The 20,055-nt window shown below is 63.2% G+C and carries 16 protein-coding genes; 9 read left to right on the forward strand and 7 right to left on the reverse strand.

Features of this window, described 5'->3' with window-relative positions; translation table 11 throughout:
• Window positions 1–2 precede the first annotated feature (2 nt).
• A complete protein-coding gene (dksA, locus tag NKH90_RS01035) occupies window positions 3–419 on the reverse strand; it encodes an RNA polymerase-binding protein DksA (RefSeq protein ID WP_023674847.1) in 417 nt (138 codons plus the stop codon).
• A gap of 260 nt (window positions 420–679) precedes the next feature.
• Here dksA and NKH90_RS01040 point away from each other — a divergent pair, with 260 nt between their 5' ends.
• From NKH90_RS01040 to NKH90_RS01065, 6 genes are all read left to right on the forward strand, one after another.
• Window positions 680–1,183 carry a SixA phosphatase family protein gene (locus tag NKH90_RS01040; RefSeq protein WP_352471715.1) on the forward strand — a complete coding sequence of 168 codons (504 nt, stop codon included), beginning with the start codon at window positions 680–682 and terminating at the stop codon, window positions 1,181–1,183.
• Window positions 1,184–1,245: 62 nt separating this feature from the next.
• Entirely contained in the window at window positions 1,246–2,724 is a 1,479-nt protein-coding gene (locus tag NKH90_RS01045; protein WP_352816667.1) for a YcjX family GTP-binding protein, read from the forward strand.
• Entirely contained in the window at window positions 2,721–3,815 is a 1,095-nt protein-coding gene (locus NKH90_RS01050) for a YcjF family protein (protein WP_352770349.1), read from the forward strand. Before NKH90_RS01045 ends, NKH90_RS01050 begins: the two co-directional genes overlap by 4 nt.
• An 87-nt stretch (window positions 3,816–3,902) precedes the next feature.
• A complete protein-coding gene (locus NKH90_RS01055; protein ID WP_352816669.1) occupies window positions 3,903–4,457 on the forward strand; it encodes a hypothetical protein in 555 nt (184 codons plus the stop codon).
• Between the two features lie 365 nt (window positions 4,458–4,822).
• Window positions 4,823–6,658 carry a monovalent cation:proton antiporter-2 (CPA2) family protein gene (locus tag NKH90_RS01060; RefSeq protein ID WP_352682898.1) on the forward strand — a complete coding sequence of 612 codons (1,836 nt, stop codon included), beginning with the start codon at window positions 4,823–4,825 and terminating at the stop codon, window positions 6,656–6,658.
• 20 nt (window positions 6,659–6,678) lie between these two features.
• A complete protein-coding gene (locus tag NKH90_RS01065; RefSeq protein WP_352448961.1) occupies window positions 6,679–7,227 on the forward strand; it encodes a DUF924 family protein in 549 nt (182 codons plus the stop codon).
• A gap of 24 nt (window positions 7,228–7,251) precedes the next feature.
• Here NKH90_RS01065 and folK read toward each other — a convergent pair whose 3' ends face one another.
• From folK to folP, 3 genes are read right to left on the reverse strand one after another with little or no spacing between them, the layout of a single operon-like run.
• Window positions 7,252–7,776 (reverse strand): 2-amino-4-hydroxy-6-hydroxymethyldihydropteridine diphosphokinase, encoded by a 525-nt coding sequence (gene folK, locus NKH90_RS01070; protein WP_352471720.1) that lies wholly within the window; start codon window positions 7,774–7,776, stop codon window positions 7,252–7,254.
• Window positions 7,760–8,119, reverse strand: a complete 360-nt coding sequence (gene folB / locus NKH90_RS01075; RefSeq protein ID WP_352471721.1) for a dihydroneopterin aldolase — start codon at window positions 8,117–8,119, stop codon at window positions 7,760–7,762. The genes folK and folB overlap by 17 nt, the downstream gene beginning before the upstream one ends.
• Before the next feature lie 3 nt (window positions 8,120–8,122).
• The gene (folP, locus tag NKH90_RS01080) at window positions 8,123–8,968 is read right to left on the reverse strand and encodes a dihydropteroate synthase (protein ID WP_352540612.1); all 846 of its coding nucleotides are present in this window, start codon (window positions 8,966–8,968) and stop codon (window positions 8,123–8,125) included.
• Window positions 8,969–9,064: 96 nt separating this feature from the next.
• Between folP and NKH90_RS01085 the strand changes: the two genes are divergently transcribed.
• Window positions 9,065–9,682, forward strand: a complete 618-nt coding sequence (locus NKH90_RS01085; RefSeq protein ID WP_023674836.1) for a DUF922 domain-containing Zn-dependent protease — start codon at window positions 9,065–9,067, stop codon at window positions 9,680–9,682.
• 201 nt (window positions 9,683–9,883) lie between these two features.
• Window positions 9,884–11,365, forward strand: a complete 1,482-nt coding sequence (locus NKH90_RS01090) for an MDR family MFS transporter (protein WP_352540613.1) — start codon at window positions 9,884–9,886, stop codon at window positions 11,363–11,365.
• 26 nt (window positions 11,366–11,391) lie between these two features.
• Here the strand turns inward: NKH90_RS01090 and NKH90_RS01095 are convergent, their stop codons facing one another.
• The 3 genes from NKH90_RS01095 to NKH90_RS01105 form a co-directional block, all read right to left on the reverse strand.
• A complete protein-coding gene (locus NKH90_RS01095; protein WP_352540614.1) occupies window positions 11,392–12,420 on the reverse strand; it encodes an NAD(P)/FAD-dependent oxidoreductase in 1,029 nt (342 codons plus the stop codon).
• Window positions 12,421–12,502: 82 nt separating this feature from the next.
• Entirely contained in the window at window positions 12,503–12,823 is a 321-nt protein-coding gene (locus tag NKH90_RS01100; protein ID WP_023674833.1) for a 2Fe-2S iron-sulfur cluster-binding protein, read from the reverse strand.
• A gap of 97 nt (window positions 12,824–12,920) precedes the next feature.
• Window positions 12,921–13,289: an Hpt domain-containing protein gene (locus tag NKH90_RS01105; RefSeq protein WP_292660938.1), complete on the reverse strand. Its 369-nt coding sequence runs from the start codon at window positions 13,287–13,289 to the stop codon at window positions 12,921–12,923.
• A gap of 285 nt (window positions 13,290–13,574) precedes the next feature.
• On the opposite strand from NKH90_RS01105, the gene NKH90_RS01110 reads away from it, so the two are divergent.
• Complete coding sequence (locus NKH90_RS01110; RefSeq protein WP_352816674.1) at window positions 13,575–19,961, forward strand: apolipoprotein A-IV repeat region-like domain-containing protein; 6,387 nt, start codon at window positions 13,575–13,577, stop codon at window positions 19,959–19,961.
• The last annotated feature ends 94 nt before the right edge of the window (window positions 19,962–20,055 follow it).

Consider the following 20,055-nt stretch of genomic DNA (forward strand, 5'->3'; position numbering starts at 1 on the left):
ATTCAGTCGTCGCGGTAGACCTTCTCGCGCCGCTCATGGCGCTCCTGTGCCTCGATCGACAAGGTGGCGATCGGGCGCGCGTCGAGCCGCTTCAGCGCGATCGGCTCGCCCGTCTCCTCGCAATAACCGTAAGTGCCTTCGTCAAGGCGCTGGAGGGCCGAATCGATCTTGGAGATGAGTTTTCGCTGGCGATCGCGGGCGCGAAGTTCGATGGCGCGGTCGGTTTCTGAGGAGGCGCGATCGGCGAGGTCGGGGTGGTTGGCGTTTTCCTGCTGCAGGATTTCGAGAGTTTCGCGCGCTTCGCGCAAGATGTCGTTCTTCCAGGTGACGAGCTTCATGCGAAAGTAGGATTTCTGCCGCTCGTTCATGAACGGCTCGTCTTCGGAGGGTACGTAATCGGCGGTAACGATGTCGTTCATTCGACTCACCCAACAAACCCCAAATTTGGCGCCTATATATTCGCGGACCGAAAGCTGCACAAGGTCAATCGACGACAGTTTCACGCAATTGTTAGTCTCGGACAAAACGGCATCGGCGATGCCCTTTTTGCGAAGAATACGACCGAATCCGTACATGATTCGCTATGCTTGAGGGGCGCTTGCCATTGCGCACGGAGCTCTTCTGATGGCAAATCCTGCGGCGTGCTGACGGGTTCGGTGCCCGGCACAACGGGGATCCGGTGACCAGACTGTACCTGCTGAGGCATGCGAAGGCCGGCTGGGCGCTGCCTGGCGTGGCTGACTTCGACCGCCCGCTCGATCCATCCGGCTTCGCCGATGCCGAAGCGATGGGCGTCCTGATGCGTTCCCGCAAATACGCACCGGCCCTCACCCTTTGCTCAAGCGCCAAGCGCGCCCGTCAGACGCTGGAAAGCCTGGCTGGCCACACGGACACGGGCCGGGTGCTGTTCTGTGACACCCTCTACAGCGACGATGCCGCCGCGTACCTCACTGCCATCCGGCAGAATGGCGGGCTGGATGCCTTGCTCGTCATCGGCCACAATCCGATGATTGAGGATCTCGCCATGGCGCTCTCGGGCGACGGCGACGAGACCGCGCGGGCCATGCTGAACCACGGCTTCCCGACCTCCGCACTTGCGGTGGTCCGGTTCAACGGCAGACTTGCCGAGGCTGCGCCAGGCACCGGCTATCTCGAAGCCTTCCTGACGCCTGCCGATATCTGAGGCCATTTCAAAGCCGCGCATCAAAGCCTATATCGGATCCTGACCGGCCCGCGAGAAGAGATTTGCCATCAGCGCTGACGACTTTTACCGACGAGGCGAAGATTGCCTTGGATACGTTGTCAGGCCGCGCTGCCGGGCTTTTCGCTCCGTCACTGCGTCTTGGCGTGACCGGGCTGTCCCGCGCCGGCAAGACGGTGTTCATCTCGGCCCTTGTGCACAATCTCGTCCATGGCGGACGCTTGCCGCTGTTTGAGGCACAAAAATCGGGGCGCATCGCCCGGGCTTTTCTCGAAGAGCAGCCGGACGACGCGGTCCCACGCTTCCAGTACGAGGATCACATCGCAGCTCTTGTCGACGATCGCGTCTGGCCGGATTCGACGCGTGCGATTTCCGAACTGAGGCTCACCATCGAATACGAATCGGCCTCTGGCTGGAGCCGCATGTTTTCCGCCGGCAAATTGTCGGTCGACATCGTCGATTATCCCGGCGAATGGCTGCTCGACCTGCCGCTGCTCGGCAAGTCCTACGCCGATTTTTCGCGTGAGGCCTTCGAGATGGCCGTGTTGGCGGTGCGTGTCGACCTTTCGCGGGAATGGCGGGCGCTCTCCGATCCGGTCGACCCCAACGCCGAGGCCGACGAGATGACGGCGCGCCGTCTCGCTGAGAGCTTCGCGGCCTATCTCAAGGCCTGTAAACTCGACGAGCGGGCGCTTTCGACCTTGCCGCCCGGCCGCTTCCTGATGCCCGGCGATCTTGAAGGCTCGCCCGCTCTCACCTTCGCGCCGCTGCCGAATCTGGGCGGCCGGCGCGCCCGCTCGGGATCGCTGCAGGCTATGATGGAGCGGCGCTACGAGGCTTACAAGACGCATGTCGTCAAACCGTTCTTTCGCGAACACATCACGCGTCTCGACCGCCAGATCGTGCTCATCGACGCATTGCAGGCATTGAATGCCGGCCCCGGTGCGATGGCCGATCTGGAGCGCGCGGTCACCGAAATTCTGTCCTGTTTCCGGCCCGGCCGGGGCAATTTCCTGAGCGACCTGTTTTCGAGGCGTATCGACCGTATATTGCTGGCCGCGACCAAGGCCGACCATCTGCACCACGAAAGCCACGACCGGCTGCAGGCGATCGTGCGGCGGCTAGCCGACCGAGCCGTGGCGCGGGCGAATTTCACCGGCGCCGACGTCAACGTCGTCGCTATGGCTGCCATGCGCGCGACCCGGGAAGGCACGGTCAAGCAGGGCCGCGAGACTTTGCCGGTCATTATCGGCACGCCATTGCGCGGCGAAAAAATCGATGGCGAAACCTTTGACGGAAAGACCGAAACAGCCATATTTACCGGTGATTTGCCGGAGAAAGTTGATGCGGTGTTCGACGTTTCCGAATCGACCCGCCGGCAGAACAATGACGACCCCGCGATCCGCTTCGTGCGCTTTCGCCCGCCGAAACTCGAGCGCACCGCCGAGGGCGTCACGCTGTCGCTGCCGCATATCAGGCTCGACCGCGCGCTGCAGTTCCTGATCGGAGATCATCTCGCATGAGTGCGCCCCGCAGACCGGCGGCCTTTCGCATCGAGCCGGAGCCCCAGCAGAAGGAAGATTCGACGGCTCACCATGCTGCGTCCGGGGCCGCGCCGGCGCGAAAGCCGCGTACCGTGACGGCGGATCTTGCCGTGGTCACACCGGCGGAGATCGACGTCTTCGACGAGCCTGATATCGTCGCCGCCGAACCGCCGCCGGCGATTGCGCCGCGAAAACGTTCGCTGCTTGGCAGCCTGTTCTTCGGCGCGCTGGGCGTTCTGGTTTCGCTCGCCGTCGGCCTCTGGACCGACCAGCTGATTCGCGACCTGTTCGAGCGCGCCGAGTGGCTGGGCTGGCTGGCTGCCGCTATGGCCGCGATCGCCATCCTGGCGCTTCTGATCATCCTCGTGCGCGAATTCATGGCGATTGCCCGCCTTGCCGAGGTCGAAAAGTTGCAGAAGCGGGCGCTCGATGCGATTGCCCGTGACGATCCGAAGGCCGCCCGCGCCGTGGCCGACGAGTTGTCGGTCTTTGTCTCGGCCAAACCTGAAACCGCGGCCGGCAGGCGCTCGCTGGCCGAATTGCGCGGCGAGATCATTGACGGCGGCAATCTGGTGCGGCTGGCCGAGACCGAGATACTCGGCCCGCTCGACGCCCGTGCCAGGGTGATGATCCTCGAAGCGGCGAAGCGCGTCTCCCTGGTGACCGCGGTCAGCCCCCGCGCGCTGGTCGACGTCGCTTATGTCGTGTTCGAAGCCGGCCGGTTGATTCGCCGGCTGTCGGAGCTTTATGGCGGCCGCCCCGGCACGCTTGGCTTTTTTCGCCTGGCGCGCAGCGTTCTGGCCCATCTCGCGGTCACCGGGTCGATCGCCGTCGGCGACAGTTTCGTCCAGCAGATCGTCGGCCACGGCCTTGCCGCCCGGCTCTCGGCCAAGCTCGGCGAAGGCGTCGTCAACGGCATGATGACTGCGCGCATCGGCATTGCAGCGATGGAAACCGCAAGGCCCCTGCCCTTTTACGCGGTCAGGCGGCCCGGATTGGGCGATTTCCTCTCCGCGCTGACCTCCTTTGCAGCAAAGAAAGAAAAAGAAACATCCGCTTCCGGAACGTGACTATTGCCTTGGGGTGACAAAGCATTAACCAATCTTGTCCATGGTCGGAAGCGTCCAAACCAGTCTCTTTGTTGCCGGGTGTCGTCGATGAAAAGCGTTATTCTGTCCAGCGGGCTGCCCGTGGCGCTCGCGCTTGTCGCAACCGTCGGCATTGCCGGAAAGACCTCGGCGGCGGAACCGGACAAGCAGTTCTTTCGGTCGGTCGAAGGCAAATGGGTCGGCCCCGGGGAAATCGTTGCCGGCAAATACAAGGGCACGAAATTCACCTGCAGCTTCATCGGCTCGACGCCTGACGGCAAGGTCGGCATGTCGCTCGACGGCGGCTGTCGGGTAGGCATGTTCACCCAGCAGATGTCGGCAACGATCGAACACAAGGGCCGGCAGGGCTACAAGGGCAGCTTTATGGGCGGGGCCGCCGGCTCCGGCCTCGACATTATCGGCGGCAATGTCGTCGATGCGCACAAGGTGGTTTTCACCATCAATCGCAATCAGTTGCGCGGCGTTATGCAGGCGCTTGTCCCCGACGACAATTCAATGACGGTGACCGTTGCCGTGCGCGTCGACCAGCTGCTGGTCCCGGTCATCGGCATGAAGTTGAAGCGGATCGATGCAGTCGAGGTCGGCTCTGTAACTCCGAACTGAGCTTTCGGCGTGAAAAAGGCGGCGGCCAAACGGCGCCGCCATCTTTTGATTTGCAAATAAGTGCTCAGCCCTTGATCGCGGCAATCACCTCGTCATAGGCCTTGCAGGCCTCGGCTGCTGTCGTGCCGCCCTGATACTTGGTTGTCACCGCCTGAAAGGGCCGCGACTTGATCGACGCTCGCCCTTCACTGGCCGAAGCCGGGCGTCCTTAGCGCCGGACTGCTGGAACAAGCAACGCGCGGGAGCCCATTATCCTGTTCGGTGCGCCTGCAATATCGCCTTCACAACGCGCCGGATTCGCACTGTTCGATCCGCCCCGAAGCCCCTATCTTGGCCGCTTGTTGCAAGAGAGCGGAACGGCAGGCATGGCGGCAGAGGCATCGAACGGCGATCTGATCCAGGTGGTGGCGCTGCTTGCCGCCGGCGTCGTTGCGGTGCCGATCTTCAGGCGTATCGGACTTGGCTCCATCCTCGGCTATTTGACGGCCGGCGTCGTGATCGGTCCGTTCGGGCTGCGCATTTTTTCCGAATCGGAAGCCATTCTTCATGTCGCCGAACTCGGCGTCGTCATGTTCCTGTTCATTATCGGGCTGGAGATGCAGCCGTCACGGCTATGGGGCATGCGCCGCGAGATTTTCGGGCTTGGCGCGCTGCAGGTCGGCGTCTGCGCGGTCCTGCTGACCGGCGTCGGCCTGGCGGGAGGTTTCCCGATCGCGCAATCCTTCGTCGCCGGCGCCGGTTTCGTACTCACCTCGACGGCAATCGTCATGCAATTGCTGGAAGAACGCGGCGACCTGGCCACGCCCAAGGGCCAGCGCATCGTCTCGGTCCTGCTTTTGGAAGACCTGGCCATCGTGCCGCTGCTGGCGCTGATCGCCTTCCTCGCGCCGGGCGGCGCCGACATGAGCCTGTCGGATCGGTTGACGGAGGTCGGCATCGGCCTTGCCGCGATCGTCGGGCTGGTGCTTGCAGGACGCTATCTGCTCAATCCGTTCTTCCGTATCCTGGCGGATGCGCGCGCCCGTGAGGTGATGACCGCAGCCGCCCTTCTGGTCGTGCTCGGGTCGGCGCTCGCCATGCAGCTTTCCGGCCTGTCCATGGCGATGGGCGCCTTCCTGGCCGGCGTGCTTTTGTCGGAATCGACCTTCCGCCATCAGCTGGAGGCGGACATCGAACCGTTCCGTGGCATTCTGCTCGGACTGTTCTTCCTCGCCGTCGGCATGTCGCTCGACCTGCATGTGGTCGTCGTCAACTGGCAGCTCATTGCCATCTATGTCGTCGCCTACATGATGATGAAGGCGATCGGCATCTATATCGTCGCCCGCATTCTCAAAACCGGCCACCGGGAAGCGCTCGAGCGCGCGGTCTTCATGGCGCAAGGCGGCGAATTCGCCTTCGTCCTCTATTCCGCAGCGGCGGCTGTCGGTATCATCGATAGCCAGGCCAATGCGATGCTGACCGCCATCGTCATCATTTCCATGGTGCTGACGCCCTTAGCGATCATAGCATTGCGGTATCTGACGCCACGCGACGAGCAGTCGCTTGAAGGCGTCGATGTCGCCGAAGGCCTGACCGGCAGCGTGCTGATCATCGGCTTTGGCCGGTTCGGCCAGATCGCCAGCCAGCCGCTTTTGTTGCGCGGGATTGATGTGTCGATCATCGACAATGAGGTCGAGATGATCCAGGCGGCGGCCGATTTCGGCTTCAAGGTCTATTACGGCGACGGCACGCGGCTGGACATTCTGCGTGCCGCGGGAGCCGGGCGCGCACGCGCCGTCCTGATCTGCGTTGACAAGCCCGATGCCGCCGTGCGCATCGCCGAGCTCATCAAGGCGGAGTTTCCATTGCTGACGGTGCTGGCGCGGGCTTTCGACCGCGGCACGGCATTGCAGCTCATTCGTGCCGGCGTCGACTATCAGCTCCGCGAGACGTTCGAATCGGCGCTTGTCTTCGGCGGCTCGACACTGGAAGCTCTCGGCGTCGATCCGGAAGAGGTCGCCGAGGTAGTCGAGGACGTCCGCCGCCGCGATGCTGCCCGTTTCGAACTTCAACAGGCAGAAGGCATCCGCGCCGGGCGGCGCTTCCTCAAAGGCAATATCGGCACCCCCATCCCGACGCCGCTCAGCACGCCACGGCGCGTGGGCCAGGCGCTCAACGAGGAGACCGCCGGCGTGCTGCAGAAATCCGAGCCGGCCGATTAAACGTTGGAAAGACGCGAATGATGAACGAACTGGACGAGCGCGCTGTCTCCATCACCAGATTCTGGCGCGACGCCGGGGAGGACGCGTGGTTCGAGAAGAACGACGCCTTTGATGCCGACTTCCGCACCCGGTTTCTCGATTTGCACTTTGCCGCCGCCCGCCGCGAATGCGACGGCTGGTCCGAACACGCCGAAGGGTCGCTGGCACTGATGATCCTGCTCGACCAGTTTCCGCGAAACTGCTTTCGCGCCACCGGCCACATGTACGCCACGGACCCTCTGGCGCGGCATTTCGCCGGGAAAGCGATCGCTGCCGGCCATGACCTGGCACTCGACGAAGAGCTCCGCGTTTTTCTCTATCTGCCCTATGAGCATTCGGAGGACCTCGCCGATCAGCTCAAATCGGTAGAGCTTACCGCCGCCAAAGCCCCGATCTATCTGAAATATGCGATCGAGCATCGGGACATCATCCAGCGCTTCGGCCGCTTTCCGCATCGAAACAGGATGCTTGGCCGCGAGACGACACCGGACGAACAAATGTTCCTCGACGGAGGTGGGTTCTCCGGCTGATTTCAGGCACCGATGGCGACAGCATCAGGTTTTCCACCAATCCCGGCCTGACGCCAGCCGTTCAATGCCCGATGTGTCGACGGCGGCCAGCCGCTCCGATACGCTCTTGCCGTCGACCACAAGCTCCGGCGCAATTTCTGCCAGCGGCGCCAGCACGAAGGCGCGCTCCAGCATGCGCGGATGCGGCACCTCCAGTCCGGTCTCGTGGATGATGCGGTCGCCGAACACCAGAATGTCGATATCGATCAGGCGTGGACCCCAGCGCTCCTCGCGCACCCGCTTCAGTTTTCGCTCGGCGTCGAGGCAAAGGTCGAGCAAAGCCCGCGGCGCGAGCGCGGTCGAGATTTCGGCCGCCGCGTTGAGGAAATCCGGCTGATCGAGCTTGCCCCAGGGCGGCGTGCGGTAGAGCGACGAAACGGCAACGACGCGTGTTCTCTCGTTGGCATCCAGAATGCCCAGTGCCGCAGCCATCGACTTCGCCGGATCACCGAGATTGCCGCCAAGGCTGAGATAGACGGTGTTGTTGTTGTTACTATTCTGGCCAGACAACGGTCACCTCGACATGATCGAGCACACCCGGCACCGGGGCGTTCGGCTTGCGCACGGTGATCTCGGCCTTCTTGATCTGCGGAAACCGCGCCGTCAGCGCCCTCGCCACTTCGAGCGCCAGCGCTTCGATCAGAAAGCGCCGTTCGCCGGTAATGATCTTCTCGATGACCGCAAAGGCGATGCCGTAATTGACGGTGTCCTCAATGGAATCCTCGACCAGCGCCCGCCCGGGATCCACCATGAGTGCCGCATCGACATAAAAGCGCTGGCCGAGCGTCTCTTCTTCGTCCAGCACACCGTGCCGGGCAAAGAAGGCGCAGTTCTTCATGCGGATGACATACATGGCTCAGCTTTCCCCGATCTCACGTGCCAGCATAGCATCGGCGATGGCCAGCGCATCCACGTTGATTGCGACATCGTGGACGCGAAAGAGATGCGCGCCTTTGAGCCTCAGGATGACGCTGGTGGCCGCGGTCCCGGCGCCTCTTGCGGCTGCGTCGCGGCCGGTGACGGTGCCGATAAAGCGCTTTCGCGATGTGCCGGCCATCAGTGGAAAACCCAGCGCATGAAGCTCGGAAAACCGTGCCATCAGGTCAAGATTTTCCGCTGCCGTCTCCTTGGCAAAGCCGAAGCCCGGATCGAGCACGATATGATCGTCGGCAACACCGCTCCGCCGCGCGATTTCCAGCGACTTCCTGAGGAAGAAGAGCTGATCGGCAATCACGTCCGGCAGTTTCTGCCGGTCCCGTCCCGTGTGCATGACGACAAGGCCAGCGCCGGTTTCGGCCGCGACGCGGGCAATGCCCGGCTCGCGCTGCAGGCCCCAGACGTCATTGACGATATGCGCGCCGGCTTGGACGGCAAGCCGGGCCGTATCCTCGCGATAGGTATCGACCGAGATCAGCGTTCCGCCGGCCTTCACCAGCGCCTCGATGACGGGCAGTATGCGGGTTTGTTCCTCCTTTGCGGAGACCGCAGACGCCCCGGGACGTGTCGATTCTCCGCCGATGTCGATGACAGAGGCCCCCTCCTCGACCATGCGGCGCGCCTGGGCCACTGCTTTTTCCGGCGCATCGAACAGGCCGCCGTCGGAAAAACTGTCCGGCGTGATGTTGAGGATGCCGACGACCACGGCCTTGCCGCCAAGGTCGAGATGGCGTCCGTGCGCCAACTGCCATCGCCCTGTCATCATTGCCCATCAACCATGTTCGATCCCGCGGCGTGGCGGGGGATCAATTCCGTTGCGCCGAGGACGGCGGTAAAGCAAGGTGGGGAAAGAGGCAACACGATGAAACGATCCCTCCTTTGCGCCCTGATGCTCGCTCTGACCGCATTCCCGGCCGGCGCTGCAACTCTCGTCAAGACATATAGTTATTTCCCGATCGGCGGCAGGACGCTCGACGACATCGAGACCCAGCTGTCGAAACTCGGCCCTCAGGTGAAAAGCACCGGGTCGCGGCATCCGGGAGCTACCCAGATGGCGTTCACCACCCGCGTCAGCTATGCGCAAAAGCCGGGCTCGTGCTGGATTGCCGATGCTGTCGTCACCGTCAAGGTCAAGGTCATCCTTCCTGAGTGGCGCCGCCCGCGCAAAGCCGATGCCGGCGTCAGGCTGTTCTGGGATACGTTGTCCGCCGACATCAAGCGCCATGAGGAACGCCACGTCGAGATTGCCAAGAACCACGGCCGCGAACTAGAAGACGCCTTGAAGGCGAGCTACCCGGAAAAGACCTGCGAACTGGCAAAGGCCAAGGCCGCAAAAATCACTGCGGCCATGCTTGCCAAACACGACCAGGACCAGATGCGCTTCGATCGCGTCGAAAGCGCCAATTTCCAAAGCCGCATCCTGCGGCTTTTGCACTATCGCATCGAGCGCATTGAGAACGGCCGGCTCGCTCCCGGCTGAACTCCGCGTCGTCGGACAAAGCCAATTTTGCCGAAACATAGTGCCAGCTTCGGAAAACTTTCGAGCCGCTGTCGAAATCGGCCTATAGCGAACGACATATGCCAGGTTCGCAGGGATCAGCCTCCGGCAAACGCCAATCGGCGTACTAGATGCTTCCCAGCCCGTCGCGGACGTGTACGCAGGCATAATGGATGAACGGATATGGACCAGGCTGTCGACAAGCAAACGATGGTGGAAACCAACGCGCCGCTGAACGAAACCGAGAAAAACGCCATCATCGGCGGCGTGCTTTTGTCGATGCTGCTGGCGGCGCTCGACCAGACCATCGTCGCGCCGGCGATGCCGACGATGGCACGTCTGCTCGGGCATGCCGAATATCTGCCATGGATCGTGACCGGCTATCTTCTGACCGCGACCGCCGTGGCGCCGCTCTACGGCAAGATCTCCGATATTTATGGTCGCCGGCCGACCGTCTATGCTGCAATCCTGATCTTTCTCGCCGGCTCGCTGGTCAGCGCCACGGCCCCTAACATGCTGGTCCTGGTTGTCGGCCGGGCGATCCAGGGCGCCGGCGGCGGCGGTCTGTTCGCCCTGACGCAGACCGTGATCGGCGACCTCGTGCCGCCGCGCGAGCGGGCCCGATACGCCGCCTGGATCTCGGGCACATGGGCCGTCGCCAGCATCGCCGGGCCGCTGCTCGGCGGCACCTTCGCCGAACATCTGCATTGGTCGCTGATCTTCTGGATCAACATTCCGCTGGGCCTGCTGGCCATGGCGATCATCAACAACCCGCTCAAGAAGCTGCCGATCGCCGCAAAACATCACCGCATCGACGGCCTCGGCGCGCTGCTTCTGGTCGCGGCCACCTCGCTGCTGCTGCTTGCCTTGAACTGGGGCGGCAGCGAGTATCCGTGGCTGTCGCCTGAAATCCTTGGACTGCTCGCCTGCTCGGCGGTGTTCTGGAGCGCGTTCGCGCTGCGGCTCATGCGCGCGGCCGAACCGCTGATCTCGCTCGAAGTGCTCGGCAATCCGATCGTTCTCGCCGGCACATTGTCGATGTTCCTGCTGCAGGCCGCCAATGTCGGCTTGTCGGTCTATCTGCCGGTCTACCTGCAGTCGGTCGTCGGCCTGTCGGTCAGTCAATCGGGCACCGCATTGCTTGGGCTGATGCTCGGCACGGTGGCCGGTGCGACCTTCAGCGCGCGAATGATCCCGCGCTTTTTTCACTATAAACGCATTGCCATGATCGGAACTGTTTTCTCGATCCTGTGCCTCGGCGTGCTCAGCCTGGTCGCCGGGCATGCCTCACTGTTGCTCGTCGAGGTGTTGACGACCTGCGTAGGCCTGGGCACAGGCACGACCTTTCCGGTTGCCACCGTCTCGGTCCAGAACGCCGTCGATCGTATGCACCTTGGCGTGGCGACCGGCGTTCTCACCTTCCTGCGCTCGCTGGGCAGCGCGCTTGGCGTCGCTATGCTCGGTGCCGTCGCCCTTGGTTACGGGCTGCCGCTGGCCAGCGAAGGCACGCAGCCGGCCGGCCATATCGCCTCGGCCATGCCGTTCGTGATGATCTTTCTTGCCGCGGCCGCGATCTTGCTGTTGTCGCTCATCACGCTCTGGCTGATGCCGGAGAAAACGCTTCGCGGCCATGCCGAGGCTGTGGCCCCAACCCTGGCCGAATAGACCTGTCCGGCGAAATCCGGCGAGCTTCAGTCGACCACGCCGAGCTTCTTGTGCAGGCTGGTCGACGAGGTCGTATACTGGAATACGATGCGCTCGCCGGGGCTGATGATGCGCTTGGCTGCCTGCGCCATCAAGGCGACCTCGTGGAAGCCCGACAGGATCAGCTTCAGCTTGCCGGGGTACCAGTTGATGTCGCCGACGGCGAAGATGCCGGGAACCGACGTCTGGAATTTTTCGGTGTCGACCGGGATCAGGTTCTCGTGGAGGTTGAGCCCCCATTCGGCGATTGGGCCGAGCTTCATCGTCAGGCCGAAGAACGGCAGCATCCGCGTGCACGGCACTTCGACATCGCCCTCCGGCCCCTTGATCGTGGCCGAGACTAGCTGGCCGTCGCTGCCGGTCAGGCCAGTCACCTGTCCAACCTGGAATTCCAGCTGCTTCATCTCCTGCATGGCATACATCTTGTTGACACTGTCGGGCGCTGCGCGGAATTCGGGCCGCCGGTGCACCAGCGTCACGCTCTTGGCGACCGGCTGCAGGTTCAGCGTCCAATCGAGCGCCGAATCGCCGCCGCCGACGATGACGAGGTCATGGCCGCGAAAGTCCTCCATCCGGCGCACCGAGTAGAACACGCTCTTGCCTTCATAGGGTTCGATGCCTGGAATCGGCGGCCGCTTCGGCTGGAACGAACCGCCGCCGGCGGCAATCACCACAATTTTGGTTTCGAACACCTCGTTTTCGTCGGTAATGACGCGGAAGCTGCCGTCGTCCAGCCTTTCCAGGCTCGAAACCATGCGGCTATAGGTGAATTCGGGCTTGAACGGCGCGATCTGCTCAAGCAGCTTGTCGACCAGGCCTTGCGCCGAGATCGAGGGCCAAGCCGGAATGTCGTAGATCGGCTTTTCCGGGTAGAGTTCGGCGCATTGCCCGCCGGGCCGGTCGAGTATGTCGATCAGATGGCACTTCATGTCGAAGAGGCCGAGCTCGAATACGGCAAACAGGCCGACAGGCCCTGCCCCGACAATGAGTACGTCCGTCTTGGTGATAGCGGTCATGAAGCATGCGCCTTTATGGGAAAACGGCGCGACACTGCATGACCATTGGTCCGCTGCCAAGCGGCAGCCGCAAAAATCGGCTTCAGCCCTGGCGGGCCGGCACACGCACGACCAGCCCGTCGAGGGCGTCGCGCACCTTGATCTGGCATGACAGCCGCGAGTTCGGCTGGACCTCGTAGGCGAAATCCAGCATGTCCTCTTCCATGGCTTCCGGCTCGCCGACCTCCGCCGTCCAGGCTTCGTCGACATAAACATGGCAGGTCGCGCAGGCGCAGGCGCCGCCGCATTCCGCTTCTATTCCCGGCACCGCATTGCGGATCGCATTTTCCATGACGGTCGAGCCGTTTTCGGCATCCACGTCAAAATGCGTGCCGTCATGGGCGATGAAGGTCAGCTTGGTCATTTGTCACCTGAAGGGAGTCTGAGCCGACATAATCACTCTGCCGGACAAGTCAACTGCGGCGCCAAAGCGCCGCTGTGTGGCGTTTTGGGAATAAGCGCTACCGGCTGATGGCGGCGACGAAGTCGCGCACTTCTTCGATCAGCGAGCCAAGCCGCTTCAGCGTGCTGGCGTCTTCGGGCCGGCATTCGATCGCGCTGGCGCAATCGGCAATGGCGAAGGCGCCGACCCCGCGCGCCGAGCCTTTGAGCCCGTGTGCCAATAGCAGCCGCTGCCTGACATCCGCATCGACGATCTTGTCGCGCACCGACAGCGCCTGCTGCACGAACAGAGCCAGCACCTCCTGCTCGAGGCTCCGATCGCCCATCGTCTGGCGCGCAAGATGCGCCAGGTCGATCGGCCGCGCCCCGGCTGTCCCCGACACGTCGCCGCCGGGCATCGAGAAGGCAATGCCGTTTTCGCCACGTATCACTTTGAGACTCCGTTCTTCGCCCGCCGCAAAAACTAGGCGTATCCGGTGGACAACGGGTTAATGATTGGCCCGGAAAAATGTCGCGATAACGGCGCCGGAATCACGGCTGTGTTAACCTTATATTTAAAGTTTTACGTATCGGGCGGAATGCATGTTTTCTTTACCCGGCTGTGTCATTACGATACGACAGGTCCATTTTCAGCCTCCTGCGCGGGACACGCTAGGCAGAATCAATAAGCAGAACCATAAGTCCCGCGGCAGCTTGTACAGGGTAGCGAAGGCATGGCGAAGAAACCAACGACGACAAGAACGCTCGACAGCGACGTAGCCAGGGAACTTGAAAAGGCACTTGATATCGATCTGAGCGGCGATGCCGGCGGCGACTTCGACATGGCTGCATCCATGGAAGATCTCGAAGCGCAAATATCGGAAGCCGCCGACGAGCTGGCGCGCGAAGGTCGCAGCCAGAACGAAGCGCCTGCCCCGGACCAGACCCAGAACGCGGCACCTGCCGCCAATCAAAGCCAGATCGCAAATCCCGCGCCAAAGGCCAAGCCGGCTGAGTTGCGTCCTGTCGCAACGCGCAATGGCTCGCAGCCGGCAGCTTTCTCGCCGGCCAACGACGATCGTCAAAAAGACTATAAGACGCTCCTGCACACCCTCAATCGGCGCGCCTCGAACACGATCTACTGGGTCGTGGCTTTCGTTTCGCTGGCCTGGATCGCCGGCGCTGGCGGCCTTGCGAACCTGTTGTTCGGACCTGGCATCTGGAACATCCGCACCTTCGATCAGTTTTTCGCCCGTCCGGAGCTGATCGGCCTGGCGGTCGCGGCAATCGTGCCCGTCATCCTGTTCTGGGCATTCGCAGTGATGATTCGCCGCGCTCAGGAGATGCGCCTTGCCGCGCAGTCGATGACCGAGGTGGCCTTCCGTCTGGCCGAGCCGGAAAATCTTGCCCAGGATCGCGTCATGATGATCGGCCAAGCGGTTCGCCGCGAGGTGGCAGCCATGGGCGAAGGCATCGAACGCACGCTTGCGCGTGCCGTCGAGCTCGAAACGCTGGTCCACAGCGAGGTGAACCAGATCGAGCGCTCCTATTCAGAGAACGAGTCCCGCATCCGCTCGCTGGTCGACGGGCTGGGCAGCGAGCGCGAAGCGGTCGTCACCCATGCCGAGCGCGTGCGCGCCTCGATCACCGGCGCCCACGAGACACTGAAAGACGAGATCAACGCCGCCAGCGATATCATTCGCGACAGCATTCTCAACGCCTCGACCAAGCTGTCGATGACGATCAACGAATCCGGCGACACGCTGATCGACAGGATCAACGGAAGCTCGATGTCGATCTTCGATTCGGTGGAAGGCCGGCTCGAATCGATCACCGATCGCCTGTCGACGTCGGGCGAGGCCTTCGCCAGCCTGCTCGACACCCGGATCGCCAAGCTGACGGACACCACCGATGGCCTGACGCGGTCACTGACCGACCTGCTCGACGACCGCACGAGCGGCATGGTGTCGCTGCTCGGCGGTGCCGCCCGCACACTCAATTCGGAATTCGAAGCCAGCCTCAACGGCATCGAGCGGACGCTTGCCGAACGTGGCCAGGCGCTGATCAGCGAGTTCCAGACCCGCGCCGAGGCGCTCGACACCGGCACGCAGAAGCTCAACGCCGCGCTGGAGGCTCGCGCACGCCAGATCAACGAGACGCTGGTCGAGCGCGCCCGCGAAATCGCCCACACCTTCCAGGATAGCAAGGAGACGCTGTCGGCGATGATCGATCAGGGCAAGACCCAGATCGGCGCCGACATGGCCGACATCATTTCATCGACCTCGACCATGCTTGAAGCCCGCGCCGGCGATTTCGCCGGGCGCATGGAAGCGGCGCGCCATGTCGTATCGCGTTCGTTCGATACGGACATCGAGCGGCTTGCCGATGCTCGCGCCGGCATCGAGGAAGCCGTCGAGAACCACAGCCGCAAGCTTTCCGAAAGCCGCGACCGGATGGCGGCGGCAATGCAGGCCGATCTGGCGAAGTTCGCCGAAGGTCGCGCCGAAATCGACGCAGCGGTGGCTAACCAGGTGCAGAAGCTAGCCGAAGGCCGCGGCCTGATCTCGCGCGCCCTTGAAGAGGATCTGCGCAAGGTCAATGAATCGCGCGCAGCGATCGACGCTTCGCTGGGCAGCCATCTCGAAAGCCTTGAAGAGGGTCGCAACAGGCTTGCCCAGGCCTTGAACGAAGACTCTGGAAAACTCGTGCAAGCCCGCACGATAATTGATGAAATGGTTGCCGGGCATGTCGGCAAGCTCGCCGAAGGCCGCAGCATCCTTTCGCGCGCGCTCGAGGCCGACCTCGGCAAACTGGCAGAGAGTCGCGCCAGCATCGACGGCCTCGTCGCCGGTCAGGTCGAAAAGATCGCCGAGGGCCGCGCCATACTCGCCAGTGCGCTGGAAGCCGACATTGCCGGCATCAATGGCCTCATCGAGGCCCATTCGGCGAAATTGGCGCGAGACCGCAGCGGGCTTTCCCAGTCACTCGATAACGACCTGTCCGACATCAGGAGCCTGATCGCCGATCATTCGGGCAGGCTCGCCGATGATCGCAGCCTGCTTTCGAAGACGCTTGAAGACGATCTTGCCAAGCTGGCCGAAAGTCGGTCGAGCATCGACGGGCTGGTTGCCGGCCAGGTCGAGAAGCTGGCCGAAGGCCGCGACATCCTCAAGCGCGCGCTGGAATCGGACCTGAACGCTATCAAGGGCGTCATCGCCGGCCAGTCCGAAAAGCTGGCGGAAGACCGTGGCCAGTTGTCGCGGGCACTGGAGAGCGACCTGCAGGCCGTGCGGGGCGTTGTCTCCGATCACATGAACAAGCTCGCCGAAGACCGTTCGACCCTTTCGAAGGCGCTCGAAGACGATCTCGCCAAGTTGGCCGAAAGCCGCTCGAGCATCGATGTGATGGTTGCCGGCCAGGTCGAAAAGCTGGCAGAGGGCCGCGACATCCTCAAGCGTGCGCTCGAAGCCGATCTGAGCACCGTCAAGGGCGTCATCGCCAGCCAGTCCGAAAAGCTGGCGGAAGACCGTGGTCAGCTGTCGCGGGCACTGGAGACCGATCTCGAGACTGTGCGGGGCGTCGTCTCCGAACATATGAACAAGCTTGCCGAAGACCGTTCGGCCCTGTCGAAAGCGCTCGAGGACGATCTTGCCAGGCTGGCAGAGAGCCGTTCGAGCATCGACGGGCTGGTCGCCGGCCAGGTCGAGAAGCTGGCTGAGGGTCGCGACATCCTCAAGCGCGCCTTGGAAGACGATCTTGCCAAGCTGGCCGAAAGCCGCTCGAGCATCGACGGACTGGTTTCCGGCCAGGTCGAGAAACTGGCCGAAGGCCGCGATATCCTCAAGCGCGCCTTGGAGGCCGATCTCAACACGATCAGGGGCGCCATCGCCGATCAGTCGCAGCTATTGACCGATAATCGCGCGCAGTTTTCGCGTGCGCTGGAAGCCGATCTCGGCAACGTCAACAGCCTTGTCGCAACCCACGCAGAGAAGCTCGTCCAGGACCGCTCGACCCTGTCGAAGGCGCTCGAGGACGATCTCGCCAAGCTGGCCGAAAGCCGCTCGAGCATCGATGGGCTGGTCGCCGGCCAGGTCGAGAAACTGGCGGAAGGCCGCGACATCCTCAGGCGCGCGTTGGAAGCCGACCTGGAGAGGCTTGCAATGAGCCGCAGCGAGGTCGACGAGATTGTCGCCGGTCATGTCGGCAAGCTGAGCGAGGGCCGCGACATGCTGACCCGCGCATTGCAGGACGATCTCTCCAGGCTCGCCGAAACGCGCAAGGATGTCGACCGTTCGCTGTCCGGCCATATCGACCAGATCGCCGCCAGGAGCACCGACATCTCCGATGCGATCGCTGCGGACGTAGAAAAGATCGAGCAGGCGTTCAGCCGGCAGACAGGCATCATTGAAGAGCGCGCCAGCACAATGGAGCGGGCGCTGTCGACGGGTGTCGACAACGTGCGCAGTGTGCTCGAAAGAAGCGCGGTCTTCGTCGCCGGCGCGCTGCGCGAGAAGGTCATGGAAGTTACCAGCGCGCTGCATGAGCAGGCGGGCGCGGCATTCAGCGATGCCGACCGCAAGATCGCCGAGCGCGCCGAGCAGACCTCGGCCGCCCTGCTCGCCAGGGCGGAGGACATCGCCCGCACCTTTGAAGAGGCGGATCGTCGCCTCGCCGCCCGCGCCGAGGATACGTCGAGCGCACTGATTGCCCGCGTCGACGACACGTCGAACAGCTTGCTCGCGCGTGCCCAGGAAACGGCCGATCAGCTGGCAGCCAGAGCAAGTGAGATTGCCGGCACCTTCGACGCGGCGGACCACAGGCTGGTCTCTCGCGCCATCGAAACGGCCCAGTCGCTGGCTGCGCGTGCCGGCGACATCCTGCGCAATTTCGAAACAGCCGACGAGCGGCTGGGCGTGCGCATCGGCGAATCCGCCGAAGCGCTCGCGGCACGCGCGTCGGATCTCGGCCGCATTTTCGATGCCGCCGACCAGCAACTTATTTCGCGCATTGCCGAGGGCTCCGAAGCACTTTCGGCCCGTGCGTCCGAGATCGGCCGCATCTTCGAGGAGGCCGATCATCGCCTGGTGTCCCGTATCGCTGACAGCAGCACCGCAATCGGCGAACATGCCGACACCATTGTCGGTGCCTTCACCAGCACCGAGCAGCGGGTTGCCGAACGCGCCAGGCAGACTGGCCAGGAACTCGCAGTCCATGCCCGTGAAATCGAGCAACTGCTTGCCGGTGCCGACGAACGCCTGGCATCGAGTGCTGCCGCCACTGCGGCCCGCGTCGAGGAGCAGGTCGCCAGCGTCGAGAACCGCCTCGCTTACTCCGCCGAGACAATGGGCCAAAAGCTCAACGAACAAGTCTCGGGTGCCGAAGCGCAACTGGTCTCGCGTGCCAACACCATCGCCGAAACCTTCACCGCGGTCGGCCAGCATATCGGTCAGAGCACCAATGACGCTGCAAAGACCATCGGTGCCAATACTCGCGAGCTCAGTACGATGCTTGCGGCCCGTTCGGCAGAAATATCGAAAATCCTGGACGAGACGGCGCGGCCTCTGGTCGAGCGCTTCGCCCAGGGCGGCTCCGAGCTGCAAAAGAGCATGGAAGAGGTCACCGAACGTGCGACCGAGAAGCTGCGCAATCAAAACGCCGCCCTCGTCGACGCCATCGCCAGCCGCACGGCCGAAACCCTGTCGGCCGTCGAAGGCGCGCGCTCGACGCTTGCCGACAGCGTTGCCGACCTCATCGGCCGCATGACCACCTCCAGCTCGCAGCTCGGTCAATTGATCGAGCAGGCGGCGACCAATCTCGGCCAGGTCGACGAACGCCTGACCGGGAGCACGCAAAGCTTCGCGGCGACCACGGAAAAGACCGCGCAGACCTTCGCCAGTTCGGCGCGTCTGGTCGATTCGAACACGACGCGGCTCACCGAGCTGTCGTCGTCGACCTTGCGCGAGGTTGCTTCAATCGCCACCAAGTTCGACGAGCACAGCCGGTTGCTTTCCAGTGCCTCGGACCTGTTGAGCTCGGCCCAGAGCAATCTCGAGCACACGCTCGAAAGGCAATCGTCGCTGGAGGACCTTGCCGTCGGCCTTGTCAAGAAGTCGGAAGATCTCGAAAGGGTCATGCGCTCGTTCGAGAATCTGGTCGGCCAGACGCTGCAGAACGCCGAAGGCAAGACGCTGGAATCCGCCGACAAGATCCGTACCGCGATTTCCGAAGTGGTCGATTCGGCAACCAAGCGCTTTGCCGATGCGACCGAGGAGATGCGGCGTACCGCCGGCTCGATCAAGAGCGAGCTCGACCTCACCCGGGCCGAGCTTAAGAAAGGCGTCATCGAGATGCCGGAAGAGGCAAAGGAATCAACCACGGCTATCCGCCGTGCCGTTTCCGAGCAGATCAACGCGCTGAAGGAACTTTCTGAAATCGTTGCGAAATCTGGCCGCAGCGCCGACAGTTCGGAACAGCGCAACCTGCGTCCGGCGCCGCAAGCGCCTGCCGCACGCCCCGCCGAACCGCCACGTCGCCCGGCTCCGGCTCCCGAACAGCGCCGTGCACCGCAGGCGCCTTCGGGCGAGACGGCGCTGCGCGGCACACTCGACCTCGAACGTCCCGCAGACCAAGCGCCGCGCCAGCGCGATCCCAACGGCCGTACGCCGCAGGGCGGTTGGGTGCGTGATCTCCTGACCGGTGCATCGCGCGAAGACGACGCCAAGCCGGCAGCGCCTGCCGAAGCGCCGCGCCCGGCTCCCGCTGCGCGTTCGCCGCTTCATGTCGTGGAATCGCTGAACTCGCTCTCGGTCGATATTGCACGCGCCATCGATCACGATGCCTCGATCGAGCTGTGGAACCGCTACCGCCGCGGCGAGCGCGACGTCTTCACGCGCCGACTTTACACGCTGAAGGGCCAGCAGACGTTCGACGAGATCCGCCGCAAATATCAGTCGGAGGCGGAGTTCCGCGCTGCTGTCGATCGTTACTGCGACGATTTCGAAAAGCTGCTCAAGGACGTGTCGCGCAACGACCGCGACAACATCATGGCGCAGACCTACCTGACGTCGGACACCGGCAAGGTCTACACCATGCTGGCCCACGCCAGCGGCCGCCTGCACTAAGCGGGCGACAGAGAACAAACGAAAAGGCGGGATTTCCCGCCTTTTTCATGCCGTACTGAATTCCATTGGCGCTGTAGAGTGCCGTGCCGGCAGT

The organism is Mesorhizobium sp. M0898, assembly GCF_040319695.1.
Lineage (GTDB): Bacteria > Pseudomonadota > Alphaproteobacteria > Rhizobiales > Rhizobiaceae > Mesorhizobium.

Bases quoted from the DNA above. Each gene is read 5' to 3' on its own strand.
- dksA (WP_023674847.1), bottom strand. From the start codon at position 419: ATGAACGACATCGTTACCGCCGATTACGTACCCTCCGAAGACGAGCCG.
- NKH90_RS01050 (WP_352770349.1), top strand. From the start codon at position 2,721: ATGAGTGCGCCCCGCAGACCGGCGGCCTTTCGCATCGAGCCGGAGCCC.
- NKH90_RS01055 (WP_352816669.1), top strand. From the start codon at position 3,903: ATGAAAAGCGTTATTCTGTCCAGCGGGCTGCCCGTGGCGCTCGCGCTT.
- NKH90_RS01060 (WP_352682898.1), top strand. From the start codon at position 4,823: ATGGCGGCAGAGGCATCGAACGGCGATCTGATCCAGGTGGTGGCGCTG.
- NKH90_RS01065 (WP_352448961.1), top strand. From the start codon at position 6,679: ATGAACGAACTGGACGAGCGCGCTGTCTCCATCACCAGATTCTGGCGC.
- folB (WP_352471721.1), bottom strand. From the start codon at position 8,119: ATGTATGTCATCCGCATGAAGAACTGCGCCTTCTTTGCCCGGCACGGT.
- folP (WP_352540612.1), bottom strand. From the start codon at position 8,968: ATGATGACAGGGCGATGGCAGTTGGCGCACGGACGCCATCTCGACCTT.
- NKH90_RS01085 (WP_023674836.1), top strand. From the start codon at position 9,065: ATGAAACGATCCCTCCTTTGCGCCCTGATGCTCGCTCTGACCGCATTC.
- NKH90_RS01090 (WP_352540613.1), top strand. From the start codon at position 9,884: ATGGACCAGGCTGTCGACAAGCAAACGATGGTGGAAACCAACGCGCCG.
- NKH90_RS01095 (WP_352540614.1), bottom strand. From the start codon at position 12,420: ATGACCGCTATCACCAAGACGGACGTACTCATTGTCGGGGCAGGGCCT.
- NKH90_RS01100 (WP_023674833.1), bottom strand. From the start codon at position 12,823: ATGACCAAGCTGACCTTCATCGCCCATGACGGCACGCATTTTGACGTG.
- NKH90_RS01110 (WP_352816674.1), top strand. From the start codon at position 13,575: ATGGCGAAGAAACCAACGACGACAAGAACGCTCGACAGCGACGTAGCC.